The 18,699-nt window shown below is 64.3% G+C and carries 17 protein-coding genes; 6 read left to right on the top strand and 11 right to left on the bottom strand.

Annotation, left to right across the window (positions count from 1 at the left end):
* The first annotated feature begins 25 nt into the window (after nt 1-25).
* Nucleotides 26-919: an AraC family transcriptional regulator gene (locus ACG873_RS09335; protein ID WP_394891460.1), complete on the top strand. Its 894-nt coding sequence runs from the start codon at nt 26-28 to the stop codon at nt 917-919.
* A gap of 41 nt (nt 920-960) precedes the next feature.
* Here the strand turns inward: ACG873_RS09335 and ACG873_RS09330 are convergent, their stop codons facing one another.
* The gene (locus tag ACG873_RS09330; RefSeq protein WP_394893414.1) at nt 961-1,827 is read right to left on the bottom strand and encodes a helix-turn-helix domain-containing protein; all 867 of its coding nucleotides are present in this window, start codon (nt 1,825-1,827) and stop codon (nt 961-963) included.
* A gap of 104 nt (nt 1,828-1,931) precedes the next feature.
* On the opposite strand from ACG873_RS09330, the gene ACG873_RS09325 reads away from it, so the two are divergent.
* The 5 genes from ACG873_RS09325 to ACG873_RS09305 all read left to right on the top strand — a co-directional run bounded on the left by ACG873_RS09325 (nt 1,932) and on the right by ACG873_RS09305 (nt 8,137).
* Nucleotides 1,932-3,203 (top strand): extracellular solute-binding protein, encoded by a 1,272-nt coding sequence (locus tag ACG873_RS09325; protein ID WP_394891459.1) that lies wholly within the window; start codon nt 1,932-1,934, stop codon nt 3,201-3,203.
* A 66-nt stretch (nt 3,204-3,269) separates the two neighbouring features.
* Nucleotides 3,270-4,127 carry a carbohydrate ABC transporter permease gene (locus ACG873_RS09320; RefSeq protein ID WP_394891458.1) on the top strand — a complete coding sequence of 286 codons (858 nt, stop codon included), beginning with the start codon at nt 3,270-3,272 and terminating at the stop codon, nt 4,125-4,127.
* Complete coding sequence (locus ACG873_RS09315) at nt 4,124-4,960, top strand: carbohydrate ABC transporter permease (protein WP_394891457.1); 837 nt, start codon at nt 4,124-4,126, stop codon at nt 4,958-4,960. The genes ACG873_RS09320 and ACG873_RS09315 overlap by 4 nt, the downstream gene beginning before the upstream one ends.
* An 11-nt stretch (nt 4,961-4,971) precedes the next feature.
* On the top strand, nt 4,972-6,060 hold the full coding sequence (locus ACG873_RS09310; RefSeq protein ID WP_394891456.1) for an ABC transporter ATP-binding protein: 1,089 nt from the start codon (nt 4,972-4,974) through the stop codon (nt 6,058-6,060).
* A 64-nt stretch (nt 6,061-6,124) separates the two neighbouring features.
* Nucleotides 6,125-8,137, top strand: a complete 2,013-nt coding sequence (locus ACG873_RS09305) for an aldo/keto reductase (RefSeq protein ID WP_394891455.1) — start codon at nt 6,125-6,127, stop codon at nt 8,135-8,137.
* Nucleotides 8,138-8,165: 28 nt separating this feature from the next.
* Here ACG873_RS09305 and ACG873_RS09300 read toward each other — a convergent pair whose 3' ends face one another.
* The 10 genes from ACG873_RS09300 to ACG873_RS09255 form a co-directional block, all read right to left on the bottom strand.
* Complete coding sequence (locus ACG873_RS09300; protein WP_394891454.1) at nt 8,166-9,005, bottom strand: sugar phosphate isomerase/epimerase family protein; 840 nt, start codon at nt 9,003-9,005, stop codon at nt 8,166-8,168.
* On the bottom strand, nt 8,998-10,563 hold the full coding sequence (locus tag ACG873_RS09295) for a tripartite tricarboxylate transporter permease (RefSeq protein WP_394891453.1): 1,566 nt from the start codon (nt 10,561-10,563) through the stop codon (nt 8,998-9,000). The genes ACG873_RS09300 and ACG873_RS09295 overlap by 8 nt, the downstream gene beginning before the upstream one ends.
* Nucleotides 10,564-10,565: 2 nt before the next feature.
* Complete coding sequence (locus ACG873_RS09290; protein ID WP_394891452.1) at nt 10,566-11,072, bottom strand: tripartite tricarboxylate transporter TctB family protein; 507 nt, start codon at nt 11,070-11,072, stop codon at nt 10,566-10,568.
* A 55-nt stretch (nt 11,073-11,127) separates the two neighbouring features.
* The gene (locus ACG873_RS09285; protein WP_394891451.1) at nt 11,128-12,129 is read right to left on the bottom strand and encodes a tripartite tricarboxylate transporter substrate binding protein; all 1,002 of its coding nucleotides are present in this window, start codon (nt 12,127-12,129) and stop codon (nt 11,128-11,130) included.
* Nucleotides 12,130-12,195: 66 nt separating this feature from the next.
* Entirely contained in the window at nt 12,196-13,362 is a 1,167-nt protein-coding gene (locus tag ACG873_RS09280) for a dihydrodipicolinate synthase family protein (protein WP_394891450.1), read from the bottom strand.
* Entirely contained in the window at nt 13,362-14,513 is a 1,152-nt protein-coding gene (locus ACG873_RS09275) for a Gfo/Idh/MocA family protein (protein ID WP_394891449.1), read from the bottom strand. The genes ACG873_RS09280 and ACG873_RS09275 overlap by 1 nt, the downstream gene beginning before the upstream one ends.
* Nucleotides 14,514-14,655: 142 nt before the next feature.
* Complete coding sequence (locus ACG873_RS09270; RefSeq protein WP_394891448.1) at nt 14,656-15,348, bottom strand: TetR/AcrR family transcriptional regulator; 693 nt, start codon at nt 15,346-15,348, stop codon at nt 14,656-14,658.
* 86 nt (nt 15,349-15,434) lie between these two features.
* Entirely contained in the window at nt 15,435-16,577 is a 1,143-nt protein-coding gene (locus ACG873_RS09265) for an ABC transporter ATP-binding protein (protein WP_394891447.1), read from the bottom strand.
* Nucleotides 16,577-17,659 (bottom strand): Gfo/Idh/MocA family protein, encoded by a 1,083-nt coding sequence (locus ACG873_RS09260; RefSeq protein ID WP_394891446.1) that lies wholly within the window; start codon nt 17,657-17,659, stop codon nt 16,577-16,579. Before ACG873_RS09260 ends, ACG873_RS09265 begins: the two co-directional genes overlap by 1 nt.
* On the bottom strand, nt 17,656-18,696 hold the full coding sequence (locus ACG873_RS09255) for a Gfo/Idh/MocA family protein (RefSeq protein WP_394893413.1): 1,041 nt from the start codon (nt 18,694-18,696) through the stop codon (nt 17,656-17,658). Before ACG873_RS09255 ends, ACG873_RS09260 begins: the two co-directional genes overlap by 4 nt.
* Nucleotides 18,697-18,699: the final 3 nt, after the last annotated feature.

Here is an 18,699-nt window from a genome sequence, read left to right as displayed (position 1 = left end):
CTCGCTAGAGAGGTATTATGCTTTCGTGGGTAATTCTGTGCTCAAAAAACTGATGGACAACGGACCCGGCATGCGCACTGTTTCGCTGCCGCGCGGACGACACAGCCTTCACACCATGCCGACCAGCACGGGTTATGAAATCCGCACGGATCCAAGCTACGACTGGGACGGCCGCAAGCGCGGGCAAACGCCGTTTACGGTGTTGCAGCACACGCTCGCCGGCGCCGGCAACCTGAGTTACGAAAACCGCAACTACCGGGTTCGCGAGGGCGAGACTCTCCTGGTCCTCATCCCGCACAACCATCGCTACTGGCTGGAGCAGAACGGGCGATGGGAGTTCTTCTGGATTTCGATGAACGGCGACGAGGCCCTGCGCATTCACAAGGCCATTCTTGCCGCGACAGGTCCGATCCTGAAGTTGAAGCAGGAGACGATCGAGCATCTCGCCGATTGCAGCCTGCGTCTGATATCAGGCGGCACGGATGCTCCGGGCAGCGCCTCGGCGATCGCCTACGAGGCGGCGATGGCGCTTTTCGACGACGTGTTCGGCTCACATCCTGTGCTCAGCCAGGAGTATCGAACAATGCAGCACGTGATCGACCACATCACGGCCAATCTTGACCAGCCCCTCCCCGTCGAGGAACTTGCCAAGGTTTCGGGTCTCAGCCGGGCACATTTCTCCCGCGTCTTCGCCACCAGCGAAGGCATGCCGCCGGCGGAATTCGTCCTGCGCAAGCGGCTGCAAAGGGCGACCAAGCTTTTGACCAAGACGGCCGACCTCTCCGTCAAGGAAGTCGCCATCATGTCCGGTTTCGAGGATCCGAATTATTTCGCCAAAGTGTTCCGCCGCTTTTTCGGCGCCAGCCCAACCGAATTCCGCACCACCGGAATGTATGCGAGCGTTCCGGCAGCATCATAATGCCGATGTCGAGGGGCTAATCAGCTGTCGACGGGGCTGTCCTACCTGACCGCCACCCGGCGGAAATCGGACGGCGACATTCCGGCAAGCTTGCGGAACGACTTGTTGAAGGCGCTCAGCGAACCGAAGCCGCTGTCCATGGCGACCCGCAGCACATTGGCGTCCTCTTTCATCAGCAGAGCCTGGGCGTAGCTCAACCGCAGCAGGTTGACGTATTCGTTCAGCGTCATGCCCGTCGATTTCTTGAAGACGTTCATCGCGTATTTGGGATGGATATCGGCCGCAGCGGCGATGTCCACGGAGTCGATTTCGTAGAGGAAATTCTCGGCGATGAAATCGCACATGCGCCCGACGTTGCGCGAAGACTGCTGGTCGAAGGCGCTGGCGACGTCCTCGCCAGTCGAGGCTTCGGGCACAAGCCGATAGGGCTCGAACCGCACCCGCTCCAGCCGCAGCAGGAGTTCATTGACGGCGTGCTGGGCTTTGGCGGGGTCGCCTGAACGCGCATAGCGGTTCCAGCGCTCGAAATTGTGGGCGTCGGACGGGTCGGTGGCGCTGGTCACCAGCGCCGCGCCCATCATCAGCCGATGCCGTATATCGGCCGGAAGGTGCAGCCGGAAGAAATGCACCAGCGGCAGATGCGCCCCGGCATAGATGGCATCGTCCGACGCCTCGTCCATCTGGTGCGGCAGGCCGCCCCAGAACAGGCACATCTCACCCGCTGAAAGGGAAATCTCGTGGTCGTCCATGCGGTAGTGCACGTTGCCGTGCACAATGAAATTGACCTCGACCTGGGCATGCCAATGCGGCTGGAGCATCACCAGCGGCCGAGTGTGGAACATCTGCAGGACCAGCGGCCAGCCTTCCACGCTGCTGGCGCCCGGCTGGTAGAACGGCCTTTCCGGCATCTTACTTTCCGCCAACTCCACTTTCCCTTTGTCGATGACAGCCCCCTTTTTCCGTCTAGTCTAACCTCGCTCACGCTGAGAGCAAATGAAATGGGAGGAATTTCATGCGTACCAAACTGGCATGCGCCGCGCTTCTGCTTGCCCTGGGCCCTAGCCCGGTCTTTGCGCAATCGGGCGAAATCACCATCTGGAGCTGGAACGTCGCAGCTTCGTCGCTGAAGGCCACAGTCGCCGGCTTCAACAAGCAGTTCCCCGACGTGAAAGTCACGGTCGAGGATCTCGGAAACCAGCAGACTTTCGACAAGACGCTCGCCGGATGCGCCGCCGGCGGCGCCGGACTCCCGGACATTCTTTCGATCGAGAATCACGAATCTGAAATCTTCTGGAGCCAGTTTCCCGATTGTTTCGTCGACCTGACGACGCTGGGCTACACCGACGAGATCGCCGCGAAATTCCCCGACTTCAAGCGGACGGAACTCGAGGTCGAAGGCAAGCGCTATGCGATGCCGTGGGATTCAGGTCCGGTCGCCATGTTCTACCGCCGCGACTTCTACGAAAAGGCCGGTATCGACCCCTCGACGATCAAGACCTGGGACGATTTCATCGCCGCGGGCAAGAAAATCCAGGAAGCCAATCCCGGCGTCACCATGACCCAGGCCGACATCAACGGCGATGCTGAGTTCTTCCGCATGATCGCCAATGAGCAGGGCTGCGGCTATTACAGCAGCGATTCCCAGTCGATCACCGTCAACCAACCGGGCTGCGTCACTGCCCTCGAAAAGGTGAAGGCGCTGAAGGACGCCGGCGAGCTGATCGCCGGAACCTGGGACGAGAAGATCCAGGCCAACAAGGCCGGTACGGTGGCCACCCAGATGTATGGCGGCTGGTATGAAGGAACCATCCGCTCGACCGCGCCGGACCTCGCCGGCAAATGGGGCGTCTACCTGATGCCCTCCGCCACCGCCGACGGGCCGCGCGCCGCCAATCTCGGCGGCTCGTCGCTCGCCATCACCTCGGCCTCCGAGAACAAGGAAGCCGCCTGGGCGTATCTCAACTACACGCTCGGGACCAATGATGGCCAGGTGACCATGCTGAAGGAGTTTGGGCTGGTGCCTTCGCTGCTCAGCGCGCTGGACGACCCGTATGTGAACGCAGAGCAGCCCTATTGGGGCGGCCAGAAGGTGTGGGTCGACATCCTGTCCACGCTTGCCAAGGTCAAGCCAAGCCGCGGCACTCCGTTCTTCCAGGACGCCGACAAGATCATGGTCGCCACGCAGCTCAAATACCTGAACGGCGAGTATGCCGACGCGAAGACCGCGCTCGACGACGCGGCCAACCAGATCACGGGCGCCACCGGCCTGCCGATCGCCGAATAGACGCGACGGCGCGATCGGGCGGGCCCTCGGCCCGCCCGGCCATCCAACCGCACCTGGAACCCGAACATGCGGCTACGCACGCGGACGGCCTATGCCTTCCTGACTCCTTATCTGCTTGTCTTCCTGGCGTTCTGGATATGGCCGATCGTCAACTCGTTCTGGCTGTCCTTCCTGAACACCCGGTCCGCAAACTGGACATTCAATCCCCGGGTGACCTGGGGCCGGCTGCTCGTCGATCCGGCTTTCGCCAACGCGCTCTGGAACACACTGCTGATACTCGTGATCCAGGTGCCGGCCATGATCGCGCTAGCTACGGTGCTGGCCGTCCTTCTGAACTCGCCGATCCTCAAGGCTCGCGGTCTGTTCCGCTTCGCCTTCTTCGCTCCTGTGGTGGTCGGCGAGGTCGCCTACGCCGCGATGTTCCGCCTGCTGTTCAACGAGTTCGGCATCATCAACAAGTTGCTGGTGGCCACCGGCCTTACCAGCATTCCATGGCTTTCCGATCCGAATGCGGCGATGGCGGTAATCATCATCGCGCTCACCTGGCGCTGGGCAGGATACAACGCCATCATCATCCTCGCCGGGCTGCAATCTATACCGGAAGACGTCTACGAGGCCGCGACGCTGGACGGCGTCTCGAAGGTCCGGCAGTTCTTCTACATCACGCTGCCGCTGCTGAAGCCCGTCATCGTGCTCTGCGTGGTGATCTCCGTCATCGGCACGATGCAGCTCTTTTCCGAGCCGTTCCTGATCACCAACCGGGGCGGCCCCGGCCAGGCGACGGAGACGCTCGGCCTCTTCCTCTACCGGCAAGGCTTCGGCGCCTTCAACTTCGGCTACGCATCGGCGATCGCCTACACCATCACCGCTCTAGCCGTCGCCATCTCGCTCCTCAATCTCTGGCTTGGAAAGGAACGCGAATGAGAAGCAAATCCTCCGCCGAACGCAGGCGCGGGATCGCGCTCCACGCGGCGCTCGTTCCGCTCGCGCTGATCTGGCTGTTTCCGCTGTGGATGATGTTCGTCTTCTCGACCCTGCCGGAAAACGGCATCTTCAGCCGCGACATCATCCTCACACCGTCCGACCAGTTCGTGGAGAATTTCAATCTTCTGGAGAGCGACACCGGCTTTATCCGAGCGACCACGATCTCGATCCTGGTGGCCGCGGCCTACACTTTCCTGTCCGTCGCCCTGACTTCGATGGCCGGCTGGTCGCTCGCCTGCTACCGGTTTGCAGGCAAGGGTGTCGTTCTGGCGACCATTCTCGGCACGCTGACGCTGCCTTACTTCGTCGTCGTCATCCCGCAATTCATCATGGTGGCGCGCGACTTCGGGCTCCACAACACCTTGTTCGCGCTGATTGTGCCGCCGCTCTTCAATTCGCTCGGTGTCCTCTTCATGCGCCAGAGCTTTCAGATGATGCCGCACGAACTGTTCGACGCCGCTCGCGTTGAAGGCGTCAAGGAATGGCGTATCTTCTTCTTCATCGGCCTGCCGCTGGCGCGGCCGGCAGTCGCCGCGCTGTCGATCATTCTCTTCCTGCATAGCTGGAACAATTATCTGTGGCCGCTGCTGATCAACAGCAAGCCGGCGATGATGACCGCGCCGGTGGCGCTCGGCAGCCTGATCGGACTGACCAAGGTTTCCTGGGGCGGCATCATGACCGGCGCGGTGATGCTGACTGCGCCGATGCTGGTCCTGTTCGTCGCCCTGCAACGCCATTTCGTCGCCGGCATCTCCGCCGGCGCGGTCAAATAGGAGGAGGCCGCGTGGCCGCAGTTTCGCTCAACAACGTCGTCAAGAAATTCGGTACGATGAGCGTCGTCCACGGCGCCAGCCTGGAAGTCGCCGATGGCGAGTTCGTGGTCTTCGTCGGTCCCTCGGGCTGCGGCAAGTCTACCCTTCTGCGCATGATCGCCGGGCTCGAGGATATTACCGACGGCGAGGTCGTGATTGGCGGCAAGGTCGTCAACGACGTCGAGCCCGCCGAGCGCGGCATTGCCATGGTGTTCCAGTCCTATGCGCTCTATCCGCATATGACGGTCGAGCAGAACCTCTCCTTCGGCCTGCGCATGACCGGCAACGACAAGGCCGACACGCAACGCCGCGTTGGCCGCGCCGCGGATATCCTGCGCATTTCCGAACTCATGCAGCGCCGGCCGCGGCAATTGTCCGGCGGCCAGCGCCAGCGCGTCGCCATCGGCCGCGCCATCGTGCGCGATCCGCAGGTGTTCCTGTTCGACGAACCGCTCTCCAACCTCGACGCCGAATTGCGCGTGCAGATGCGGGTCGAGATAGCGCGCCTGCATAAGGAACTCGGCGTTACCATGATCTATGTGACGCACGACCAGACCGAGGCGATGACGCTGGCAGACAAGATCGTCGTGCTGCGCGCCGGCAATATCGAGCAGATCGGCCGCCCGCTCGATCTCTACGATGATCCCAACAATCAGTTCGTTGCCGGCTTCGTCGGCTCGCCCAGGATGAATTTCATGGCCGGTACGGTTGTGGAGAGCAGCAATGGCGCGGTGACGGTCAAGCTCGTGAACCAGGGCAATGCGACGCTGAAAAAGCCCCTCGGCGGTCCGCTGCCGGCAGTCGGCGCGGCGGTCATCCTCGGCGTGCGGCCCGAGCATTTCGGGCTAGCCGGCCGCGGCGACGGCGACATCACGGTCAAGGTCGACGTTGCCGAGCATCTGGGGTCGACCAGCTACGTCTACGCCAATGCCGGCGGCGGCGAGGAACTCGTCATCGAGCGCGAGGAATCGCGGCACGAGGCAAGCCTCGATCAGATGACGGTCTCGCTGCGGGCAACCCATTCCTACCTGTTCGACAGCGCCGGCCTCAGGCTGCGCTGACCTGTTTACATCCGCCGCAGCGGCGCGGCGCCCGGGCATGCCCGGTTCATCCAAGGAGATTTCCATGAATTCTGCGTCTTCACCCGTACGCTGGGGCATTCTCGGCCCCGGCAACATCGCCAAGGCCTTTGCCGGTGGCGTCGCCCATTCGCGAACCGGCAGGCTGGCGGCAATCGCGACCCGTAATCCAGGCAAGCCCGGCCTTGCCGAAGCTTTCCCGGGCGCGCGCATCGTGGAGGGTTACGAGGCGCTGCTTTGCGATCCGGACATCGACGCCGTCTATATCGCAGTGCCGCATCCGGACCATGCGCGATGGGCGATCAGGGCCGCCGAAGCCGGCAAGCATGTGCTTTGCGAAAAGCCGATGGGGCTGACCGCCTTCGAGGCGGACGCGATGATCCATGCCGCCCGCAAGGCCGGCACCTTCCTCGGCGAAGCGTTCATGTACCGCCTGCATCCGCAGACGTTGAAGCTGGTGGAGTTGGTCAAGTCCGGCATCATCGGCGACATCAAAATGATCAAGTCGAGCTTCGGCTTCGCCATGCCGGGCTTCGTGCCCGAACACCGGCTCTATTCCAGCGAACTCGCCGGCGGCGGCATCCTGGATGTCGGCGGCTATCCCGTCTCAATGGCGCGGCTGATCGCGGGCGCCGCCGCCGGGCAACCGTTTCTGGAGCCGGACCAGGTCTCCGGCGCGGCCCATCTCGGCCAATCCGGCGTCGACGAATGGGCCTCCGCGGTGCTGCATTTTCCCAACGGCATCGTCGCGGAAGTCTCCTGCAGCATCTCACTCAACCAGGACAATGTACTCCGGATCTTCGGCTCGACCGGCCGCATCGAAGTCGCCGATTTCTGGTACGCCGGCGGCAAGGAAGGCGGCACCGGAAAAATCACCATCATCCGCGCCGGTAACGGCAGCGAGGTCATCGAGGTCACCGAAAGCGGCTGGCTCTACGCCTTCGAAGTAGATGCGGCGGGCGACGCCATTTTGGCCGGAAAGCAGGAGTTCGCCTGGCCCGGCATGGGCTGGGCCGACAGCCTCGGCAATCTCGGCGTGCTCGACAAATGGCGCGCCGCCGTCGGCCTCGAATACGAGGTGGAAAAGGCCGAAAAACGGGTCAACACGATCTCCGGACGAAAGCTCGGTCCCAATGGAACCGCTATTGCCAAGCGCCAGATTCCCGGCCTCCCCCGACCCGCCTCGGTTCTGGCTCTCGGCTTCGAGGACTTCCGCACCTTCTCGTCGGGCTCGATCCTGCTCGATGCCTACTACGAGGCCGGCGGCAACATCTTCGATACCGCCTTCGTCTATGGCAGCGGCCGGACCGAGGCGCTGTTGGGCGACTGGCTGAAGAACCGCGGCGTGCGAGAACAGTCCGTCATCATCGGCAAGGGCGCGCATACCCCTGTCTGCTATCCCGATGTCATTGCAAAGCAGCTCACCCAGTCGCTCGATCGGCTCAAGACCGACTATGTCGATATCTACTTCATGCACCGCGACAATCCGGAGGTGCCGATCGGCGAATTCGTCGACGCGATGGATGCCGAGGTGAAGGCCGGCCGCATTCGCGGACCGTTCGGCGGCTCGAACTGGACGCGCGAGCGCATGGACGAGGCGATCGCCTATGCCGACAGGAACGGCAGGCAGCGGCCCGGTGTGCTCTCCAACAATTTCTCGCTCGCCGAGATGCTGGAGCCGATCTGGCCGGGCTGCATCACCTCCTCCAGCGACGAATGGAAGGCCTGGCTCACCGCCCGGCAGATGCCAAACTTTGCCTGGTCGAGCCAAGGGCGCGGCTTCTTCACCGAGCGCGCCGGACGAGACAAGCGCGACAATGAAGAACTGGTGCGCGTCTGGTATTCCGACAGGAATTTCGGCCGCCGCGACCGCGCGATCGAGCTGGCCGCCAAGCTTGGCAAGAGCCCGATCCATGTGGCGCTTGCCTATGTGCTGGCGCAGCCATTCCCGTCCATCCCGCTCATCGGCCCGCGCACGCTTGGCGAACTGGACGACAGCCTGCGGGCGCTCGACATAGCGCTTTCGCCGGACGACCTTAAATGGCTGGACGGAGTTTAGCGGCAAGATTGCCTACGCGGCATCGAAGTCAGCAGACCGTGCGGAATCTCTCGACACAGGTCGCCAGAACTTCGTCGCCAGGCTTCTTCCACCAGTTTTCGGCGGAAAAGATCTCAACTTCCTGGGGGCCTGAAAAGCCCCCGGCTTCCACCATGCGGCGGATCGCCGGCAGGTCGATGACGCCGTCGCCCATCATGCCGCGATCGGTGAGCATGTCGCGGGTCGGCACAAGCCAATCGCAGATGTGGTGGGCCAGCAGGCGCTCCGGCCCGGCGCGCAGCGCCTGCGCCTCCAGTTCCGGATCCCACCAGCAGTGATAAACGTCGAGCGCGACGCCGAGCGCGCCGGTCTTTTGCGGGTCCAGCACGTCGCAAATGTCAAGCGCCTGGGAAAGCGTGTTCACACAGGCCCGGTCGGCGGCGTACATCGGATGCAGCGGCTCGATGGCGAGCGGCACCTTGGCGGCAGCCGCATGCGGAAGGAGAGCGGCGATGCCGTCCGTCACCATCTGCCGCGCGCCGGCTATATCGCGTGAGCTTTCCGGCAGGCCACCGACGACCAGCACTAGGCAGTCGGCATTGAGCGCCGCGGCTTCGTCGACGGCGCGGCGGTTATCGTCGATCGCCGCCCGGCGACCTGCGGCGTCAGGCGCCGGGAAGAAGCCGCCGCGGCACAGGCCGGTGACTTGCAGCCCCTCCTCCCGCACGATGCGCGCCGCCTCATCAAGTCCGGCGGCGGCGATCTGGTCGCGCCAGGGCGCGATGGCGCGGATGCCATGGCGCAGGCAGCCCTCCACCGCCTCGACGAACCCCCATTGCTGGCGCACTGTCGCGAGATTGATCGACAGTCCCTCGACGGTTTCAGTCATGCGGTCTCCGCGATGTCGGGTTGTCCGGGCTCTTCATCCGGCGGAAGGGAGCGCTCGCGTGCGTCCAGAGGCCTACAGCGGCGCGGTGGAGTATCGGAATGTTGAGCAGGACGGTTCCCGCTACCAGCAGGAATAGCACGACGCTGATCGGCCGCGTGAAGAAAGGCGTCAGGTCGCCGTCGGAGAGCACAAGACCGCGGCGCAGGTTTTTGTCCAGGAGGTCGCCCAAAACGATGCCGAGCACCAACGGCGCCATGGGATAGTTCAGCCGGCGCAGGAGAAAGCCGGCGATGCCGAAAAACAGCATGACGTAGATGTCGAAGACGCGCGAGGCGAGCGCGAAGGAGCCGACGACGCAGAGCACGAAGATCACCGGCATCACCAGCGTCTGCGGCACCTGCAGAATCTTGATCAGGAGGTTGGTCAGTGTCAGTCCGTAGATCAGGATGCCGATGCTGGCGATCAGCATCATCGCCACCACGTCGAAGACGAATTGCGGCGAGTTGATCATGATGAGCGGCCCCGGCTGGACGCCGTGGATCAGCATGGCGGCGAGCAGCACGGCGGCCGGCGCCGAGCCGGGCACGGCGAGCGTCAGCACCGGGATGACCGAGCCCGGCACGCAGGCATTGTCGCCGGTCTCGGCCGCCATCAACCCCTCGACCGAGCCCTTGCCGAATTTTTCCTTTTCCTTGCTGGCGCGGCGGGCGGCGGCGTAGGAACTCCATGCCGCCACGTCCTCACCGACGCCGGGAATGATGCCGATGCCGGTGCCGATCACGCCCGAGCGGATGATGGTGCGCCAGTATTGCAGCACGTCGCGGATGCGCGGGATGACGGTGTCGAAGCTGTTCAGGATCACCTCGCGCGGCTTGTCGCGCATCACCGTCAGCACCTCGGCGAAGCCGAATGCGCCGACCAGAGCCGGTAAAAGCGCGATGCCGCCCGAGAGATCGTGGTAGCCGAAGGTGAAGCGGTCGTGGGCATAGAGCCCCTCCTGGCCGATGGTGGCGATGAACAGACCGACAAAACCGGCAATCCAGCCCTTCAGCGGATCGTCCCCGGTCAGATTGCCGGAAATCACCACACCGAACATGGCGAGCCAGAAGAACTCGTAGGCGCCGAACTTCAGCGCCACTTCGCCGAGCACCGGCGTCAGCGTCGCAAGGAACAGCATACCGATCCAGGTGCCGAGCACCGAGCCGGAGGTGGCAATGCCCATCGCGCGGCCGGCGAGCCCCTGCCTGGCCAGAGCGTAGCCGTCGAGGCAGGACGCGGCGGAGGCGGGGGTGCCGGGGATGTTGAGCAGGATCGCGCTGCGGCTGCCGCCGTAGATCGCGCCGACATAAGTGCAGATCAGGATCAGGATTGCGTCGTTGGGCTGGAGCGTCAGCGTCATGGTCGTCATCAGCGCGACGCCCATCGTGGCGGTGAGGCCTGGCAGCGCGCCTATGATGAGGCCGACCAGCGTAGCGACGAGCGCGTAGCCGATTGCCGTCGGCGTCATGAAACTCGCGATCGAGTGGCCGAACATGACGAGGCCGTCGAACATGCCCATGGCTAGGGCAACCTGACCAGGAACAGTTCCTGGAACACGTAATGGACGGCGTAGCCGGACACGAGGCCATAGACGACGGCGATAAGCGCGCCGCGCGCAAGCGTCCCGCCGGGACGGCGCCCGGGGAACTGGAATGCGAAGACGGTGACCGCGATGAAGATCGCGGCAGCGAGCCAGAACGGCGGCCCTCGGCCGACAAGGCCGATGGCGAAGGCGAGGCAGAGCGCGACCGCGGTGAGAAGCCGTGCCTGTTCGCTCCACGCGATCCGCGGCCGGCCCGCCCCTGCAAGCGCGCCTGCCCGCCAGGCGCGCAGCATCAGCGCCAAACCCATGAGAGCGAGCGCGACGCCGATCAGGCCGGGAACGACGCCGGGAGCGGAATAGATGCTCGCCTGCAAATGCTCCAGGCGGTCCATCCGCCAGGAGCCGATCATGATCGCGGCGGCGAGAGCGACCCAGCAGGCGCCGGAGACGAGATCGGCGAAGGCGGAAGGCTTGCGATCGTCCATTACAACTCCGAAATGGCGGGCCGCTGCGAGAGCGGGCCGCCGTCAGTCGTCGAGATCAGGGCTTCGGAATGCCGACCGTGTCCGGCGCGACTTTCGACTTGCCGGCCGCGTGGAGCTGCCAGGCGGTCACGCGGATCGCCGGCGTTACCGCCTCGACCGCCTTCTCGCCATGCGGCGCGGCGAAGATGGCGCCGTTCTTGGTCGCGTAGGCCTTTAGTGCTTCCGACTTGGAAATGACGTTCTCCCAGACCATGTCGAGCGTCTGGGTGACTTCCGCCGGCACGCCCTTCGGCACGAAGATGCCGAAATAATTGTCCGTCGGGCTGAAGCCTGCGACCGCTTCGGTGATCGGCGGTATCGTGCCGAAGCCTTCGAGCTCGAGCGGCTTGTCCGACAGCACCGCCAGCGGGCGCAGCCGTTTGGCGCGCAGCATGGCGGCCTGCTCGACGGCAAGTTGCGTGGTCACCTCGGTCTCGCCGGCGACCGTCGCGTTCACCGCCGGCGCGCCACCGTCGTAGCTGACATGCTTGTAGGTGAGGCCGAGCGCCTGGGTGAGCGCCTCGACCGCGGCGTGGCCGGAGGAGTTGATGCCGGCGGTCGCGACCGAAACCGCGCCGGGCTTCTCCTTCATGGCGGCTACCAGTTCGGCCGCGGTCTGGTACGGCGAGTCCGGATTGACGCTGAGCACGGACACGTTGATGACGCTGAGATAGAGCCGCCAGTCTTCGACCTTGGTGTCGGCCAGGCCGCTGACGACGTAGGTACCGAGGTCCTTGGCTGCGCCGGAACCCCAGGTGTAGCCGTCCTTGGACGCGTCGATAACGGCCTTGGTGCCGATCGAGCCGGAGGCGCCGGGCGTGTTGACGACTACCACCTTCTGGCCGAGCGCCTTTTCGATTTCCCCGGCGGTGACGCGCACCACCTGGTCGGTCGAGCCGCCGGCCGCCCAGGGTACGATCACGGTGATCGGGCGGTCCGGCTTCCACGGATAATCCTGGGCCGACGCCGCAAACGGAAACGCCGCGACGACGGCGGCAAGCACTGTTCTTTTCAACATGGTCTTCCTCCCTTGTTGTTATGCCGGCTCGACGGGAACGCTCCCGACCGGGCCGGACCGGCGGCGTCACGCGACGCCGTGCACCGCCAATACCTTGGCCATTCGCGCGGCGGCCCGCTCCGGATCATGGAGCACCCTAGCGCGGTCGGCGAAACGGAAGAGATCGGCGAGGTGGAGCAACGAACGGGCGCTCTCCTGGCCGCCGATCATGACGAAATGATCCTGGAGTCCGTTGAGATAGGCGAGAAAGACGACGCCGGTCTTGTAGAAGCGCGTCGGCGCCTTGAAGATGTGCCGCGACAGCGGCACGGTCGGTTCCAGGATGTCGAAGAACTCGTTCTGGCTGCCTCGCCCGAGCGCTGCAAGACCAGCGGAAGCCGCGGGCGCGATGGCGTCGAAGATGCCGAGCAAGGCGTCGGAATGACCCTCGGCGTCGCCGGCGATCAATTCGGCGTAGTTGAAGTCGTCGCCGGTGTACATGCGCACGCCTTTGGGCAAACGCCGGCGCATGGCGATTTCCTTTTCCTTGGACAGGAGCGATATCTTGATGCCGTCGATCTTGGAGGCATGCGCCGACAGCACGTCGAGGCAGGTGTCCATCGCCGCCCAGTGGTCGGCGGAGCCCCAGTAGCCTTCGAGGGCGGGATCGAACATCTCGCCGAGCCAGTGGATGATCACCGGTTCCTTCACATTAGAGAGTACACGGTCGTAGACGCGGGCGTAATCGTCGGGGCCCTTCGCCGCCGCGGCGAGCGCCCGGCTCGCCATCAGGATGATGCGCCCGCCGGCTGCCTCAACCGCCTCGACCTGTTCCTCATAGACGCGGATGATTTCGTCGATCGTGACATCTGGGCCGGGAGCGAGATGGTCGGTGCCGGCGCCGCAGGCGATCACCGAGCCGGGCCGGCTCTTGGCCTCGGCGACCGAGCGGCTTATCAGCTCCCGTGCTTCCGGCCAGCCGAGTCCCATGCCGCGCTGCGCGGTGTCCATGGCTTCCGCTACCGCTAGGCCGAGATCCCAAAGATAGTGGCGGAAGGCAAGCGTCTTGTCCCAGTCGATAGCCGGCATGAGCCAGGGATCGTTGTCGGCCAGGGGATCGGCGACGACATGAGCGGCGGCGAATGCAATGCGAGGGAAGGAAGCCGCGTCACGCCGTTCGATCCGGATCGGCTCGCCGGTCATGGCGTAGGGCTCGATCCGCCGGTCGGCGGTAGGAAGCCGGATTTCGGTCATCAGATCTCCAGCGCCGGGACGTCGAGCCAGCGCCGCTCCTGCCAGCTTTTCAGGCCAAGTTCGGCGAGCTGGACGCCCTTGGCGCCCTCGACGAGATCGTATTTCCACGGGCCGTCCTCGGCGACATGGCGCAGGAACATTTCCCATTGTTCCTTGAAGCCGTTGCCGGAAGGCCAGTTGTCGGGCACTTCTTCCCACGTGCCGAAGAAATCGATGGTCTGCGGGATGTCGGGGTTCCACACCGGTTTCGGCGTGTTGACCCGGTGCTGGGTCCAGCATTTCGTCAGCCCGGCAACGGCCGAGCCGTGGGTGCCATCGACGTGGAAGGTGACGAGGTCGTCGCGGCGCACCCGCGTCGCCCACGACGAGTTCACCTGCGCGATGACGCCACCCTCGAGTTCGAAGGTCGCGTAGGCCGCGTCGTCGGCGTCGGCCTCGTACTTGCGGCCCTGTTCGTCGACGCGGGTCGGGATGTGCGTCGCGCCGAGGCATGAGACGGATTTCACCTCGCCGAACAGATTGTCGAGCACGTAGCGCCAGTGGCACAGCATATCGAGGATGATGCCGCCGCCGTCCTTCTTGCGGTAATTCCAGGACGGGCGCTGCGCCGGTTGCCAATCGCCTTCGAACACCCAGTAGCCGAATTCGCCGCGCACCGAGAGCATGCGGCCGAAGAACCCCGATTGGCGCAGCATGGCAAGCTTTTTCAGGCCGGGCAGGAACAGCTTGTCCTGCACGACGCCGTGCTTGATGCCGGCCGCCTTGGCCTTTCTGGCGAGCGCCAGGGCGACATGCAGCTTGTCGGAAATCGGCTTTTCGCAATAGACGTGCTTGCCGGCATCTATCGCGCGGCCGATGAGTTCGGCCCGCATCTGGGTGGTCGCGGCATCGAAGAATATCTCGTCTGAGCGATTGGAGAGAGCGGCGCCAAGATCAGTGGTCCAGCGCTCGATGCCGTGCGCCTTGGCGATCGCCTCGACCTTGCCGGCATCACGTCCGACCAGAATCGGATCGGGTATCAGCCGGTCGCCGTTCGCCAGCGCCACGCCGCCCTGCGCGCGGATCGCCACGATCGAGCGGATCAGATGCTGGTTGAGACCCATGCGGCCGGTAATGCCGTGCATGACGATGCCGATGCGCCGCTCAGCCATATTCGCGCCTCCCTCGCGCTAGGCGTCCGTGAGACGCCTGCTGATATCAACCGGCCAGTTTGGCCTGGCTTCAAGTAACTATCCGGTTACAAGATTGACTCGGAAATCCCCCATGGTCAAGGGCATTCGCAGCAGTTTGCGGTCAGGGCTTCAGATAGCCGAGCACGACTTCAACGATGTGCGCGCCGCGCTCCTTGAGGGCGGCGTCCGCGTTGAGGTCACGGCCGAAGATGGTCGACAGCGTCCAGCGGTTCGACAGATAGAAGAAGCCGACCGAGGCTATCGTCACGTAGAGCTGAACCGGGTCGACACCGGAGCGGAACAGGCCTTCGCGCGCGCCGCGCGTGAGCAACTCCTCGATCAGGCCGATCAGCGGCGAATGAAGTTCCTGGATGCGCTTTGACCGTTTCAGGTGGCGCGCGCGCATCATGTTTTCGGTGTTGAGCAGCGACAGGAACTCCGGATTTTTCAAAAAATACTCCCAGGTGAAGGTCACCAGCCGCCGCATGCCTTCGTCCGGCGGCAAATCCTCCAGGTGCAGCTTGCGCTCGGCAACGCGAATCCCCCGGTAGGTTTCCTCCAGCACAGCGAGATAGAGGTCCTCCTTGTTGCCGAAGTAGTGGTAGAGCATCCGCTTGTTGATCTTGGCCCGCGCCGCGATCGCGTCGACCCGGGCGCCGCCAAAGCCTTCTGTCGCGAACTCGCGGACGGCTGCGTCGAGGATTGCGGCGCGTGTGCGCTCCGGATCGCGCGTCGCACCTGCAGTGCTTGAACCGCGCCGATTCTTTGCCGGCTTTTCGCCAGCGGCGGACGCGTTCGCCTCGCTGTTCGTCATATCCGGACCCTGCCCCGCTTCCCTCCGCCGTGCCTTAAGGTTGGGGCTTCCGTCAATGCGTCGGCTAAACCGTTCCGAGTCCGAGGTCATAACGGCGCAGCCTGGGCCGGCGCCTGTTCGATGGCGTCAGCGGAACCGAGTTCCTTGGAGCCGGCATCACGGCTGATCGCCAGCCCGTCACCACCGAAAACATGGCAGGCGGCCACGTCCACTTCTATGCCCACCCGCTCGCCTGACTGGACGGCCGCCTGTCCCTTGATCTCGACGACGATAGTCTCTCCCGACGCCAGCGCCACATAGACAAAGGTCTCGCCGCCGAGATGCTCGGCGATCTGCACTTCGCCGGTGAGCATTGCGCCGGCCGGATCGACGATCCTGAGATGCTCCGGCCGGACACCGAAGGTTACTTTTTCCTGGCGAGGATCGACCGCCGGAAAAGCCAGATCGAGGCCGGACTTGCTCCGGATACGCGTCTCGCCGCCACTGGCAACCATCTCCGCGGCAAGGAAATTCATGCGTGGCGAACCGATGAAGCCGGCTACGAACAGATTGGCGGGATGGTTGTAGAGATCGAGTGGCGTGCCGACCTGCTCGATCACACCGGCGCGCAGCACCACGATCCGGTCGGCGAGCGTCATCGCCTCGACCTGGTCGTGCGTGACGAAGATCATCGTCGTCCCCAGTCTGCGGTGCAGCTTGTTGATCTCCACCCGCATCTGCACCCGAAGCTCGGCGTCAAGATTTGACAGCGGCTCGTCGAACAGGAAAATCCGCGGCTCGCGCACGATGGCGCGGCCGATGGCGACGCGCTGGCGCTGGCCGCCCGATAGCTGCCCCGGCCTGCGGTCGAGAAGCGGATCGATCTGCAGGATTTCGGCGGCTTGCGCCACTCGCTGCTTCGTCTCTTCGCGCGAGGCGCCCATGGTCTCGAGGCCGAAGGAGAGGTTTTTCCGTACGGTCATATGCGGATAGAGCGCGTAGGACTGGAAGACCATGGCGAGGCCGCGCTTGGCGGCGGCGATGTCGTTGACCAGTTCGCCGTCGATATAGACCTCGCCCGCGGATATCCCCTCCAGCCCAGCGATCATCCTGAGCAGCGTTGACTTCCCGCAGCCGGACGGACCGACAAAGACCACGAACTCGCCATCCTCGATTGTCAGGTCAACGCCGTGGATGATTTCCATGGCGCCGAACCGCTTGACAACGTTGCGCAGTTCCAGGCTTGCCATCACGCCACCTCCCTGTCCGGTCGAGGCAGCCAGCCGGCATAGAGCGGATGATCCCGCCCGATAGGCAGGCGCACCGCCTCGCCCGTGCGCGCCGAATGATAGGCGGCGGTAATCAGTTCCAGCGACGGCCGCGCATCGGCGATGGAGACCGGCAGCCTGCCGCCTTCGGTGAGCGCCCGGTGCAGCCGCAGGAATTGGCCGGCATAGCGCTGAGGCGCAGGCTCGACTTCGGCGACCGCCGCATCGATGGCCCGCTGACGTTCCGGATCGGCGGCAATGAAGCGCCACGGCGCCGTGCCGGGATTATACGGGCTGCGATTGCTCTCCGCCGTCAGCCCCTCGAAGCAGAAGCGCAACCGCGACATATCCTCCTCCGCGCCGAGCGTGACCGACAGAGTGGCAAGCGAGCCGTCCGCCATCTCCAGCACGGCCGCCGCGCAATCTTCCGTCTCGATCGGGTTTACCCGTGTCGAGGTGCGGGCGAAGACGCTCCGGATCGGGCCGAGCACATGCGTCAGCATGTCGTGGTTGTGGATGGCGTGCGTGATCATGCAGCCGCCGAGTTCGGTCGCCCAGCGGCCGCGCCATGAATTGTCGTAATAGGCGGGCAGCCGTCGCCAATGCGTCTCCACCGTCGCAGTATAGGCCTTCCCGACGAAGCCGCGCTCGCGCAGGTGGAGCAATTGCGCGATCCCATCGGCAAAACGGTACTGGAACACCGGGCAAAGCCTTTTGCCGCTCTGTTGTTCCAGGTCGGCCAGCGCATCGGCTTCGGCGAGCGAACTGGCGAAGGGCTTTTCCACTACGACATGGCGACCGGCCAGCAACGCCTTCTTCGCCTGCTCGAAATGCAGCGCCGACGGCGTGCAGATATCCACAATATCGAGTTCCTGTTCCAGGAACGCATCGAAATCGCCGACGGACACGCCAACGCCGTGCTCGCCCGCAATCGCCGCCGCTCGCGCCGGGTCGATATCGCAAAGAGCCTCGACGGAGTAGAGGTCCGGCAGTTCCTGGTAGCCCTTGATGTGGCCGACGCCGACGCCGCAGCCGACCACGCCGACTTTCAGAGGCCTGCTCATGCGGTTTTTCCCAAAGGCCTGCCGCCGCCGATACGCTGGGCCTTGGCCTGCGCCGTCAGGGCGAGTTCGGTGGCGAGAAAACAGTGCTTTTGCGGCATCGCGGTCTCGGTCCGGTTGAGCACGTCGTCGCGAAGCTGCTCGCCATAGGTGATCTTGGTGTCGGAGCAGTCGATGTGGCGGGTCCCCGCGCGGTCGACGAGGAACAAATGATTGGCGCCTGGCCTGCCGGCGATGTCGATATATTTGCGAAGCTCGATCGTCCCTTCCGTGCCGAGGATGAACAGCCGCCCGTCGCCCCAGGTAGGCAGGCCGTCGGCAGTGAACCAGTCGACGCGGATATAGCCGGCTGCGTGGTCGGAGCGCAGCATCATATCGCCGAAATCCTCGAACCCGGGCGTATCCGGATGATCGAAATTGGCGACCTGGCTGGCGACGATTTCCGCCCGGTCGCTGCCGGTGAAGAACAGGAACTGCTCGACCTGGTGCGAGCCGATGTCGGTGAGGATGCCGCCCGTCCGCTCGCGCTTCCAGAACCAGTCCGGGCGCTGATAATTGCCGATCCTGTGCGGGCCGAGGCCAAGCGTCTGAACCACCCTGCCGATCGCGCCGGCTTTGACCAGTTCGCCTGCAGCGACCGTGGCCGGCTGGGTGTAGTGCTCGGAGTAGAGGATGGACAGTATGCGGCCGGTCTCGGCCTGCGTCCGGCGCAGTTCAGCGAGTTGCTCCAGCGTCGTTGCGCCTGGCTTGTCGAGCATCACGTCCTTGCCGTGCCGCATGGCCCTGACCGCCATCGGCGTGCGGTCGGCCAGGATGCCTGCGCCGATCACGAGCAGGATTTCGGGGTCACCGAGGACTGCGCGCTCGTCGGCCACGCGCCTGGCGTCCGGGAATCTGGCGCTGTAAGTGGCGGCGAGATCGTCCTCCGGCGCGAAAAAGGCCTTCAGCCGGCAGCCGGCTTTGATCATGACCTCCGTCTGGCCGTAGATGTGGCCGTGGTTCAGGCCGATAGCAGCGAATGCAAATCCAGGCGATGCCATCAT

The sequence above is a fragment of the Allomesorhizobium aridi genome (genome assembly GCF_043769475.1).
Classification (GTDB): domain Bacteria; phylum Pseudomonadota; class Alphaproteobacteria; order Rhizobiales; family Rhizobiaceae; genus Allomesorhizobium.
Note: the sequence above shows the minus strand (reverse complement) of the source record. Positions and strands in the feature narration are given on the sequence as shown.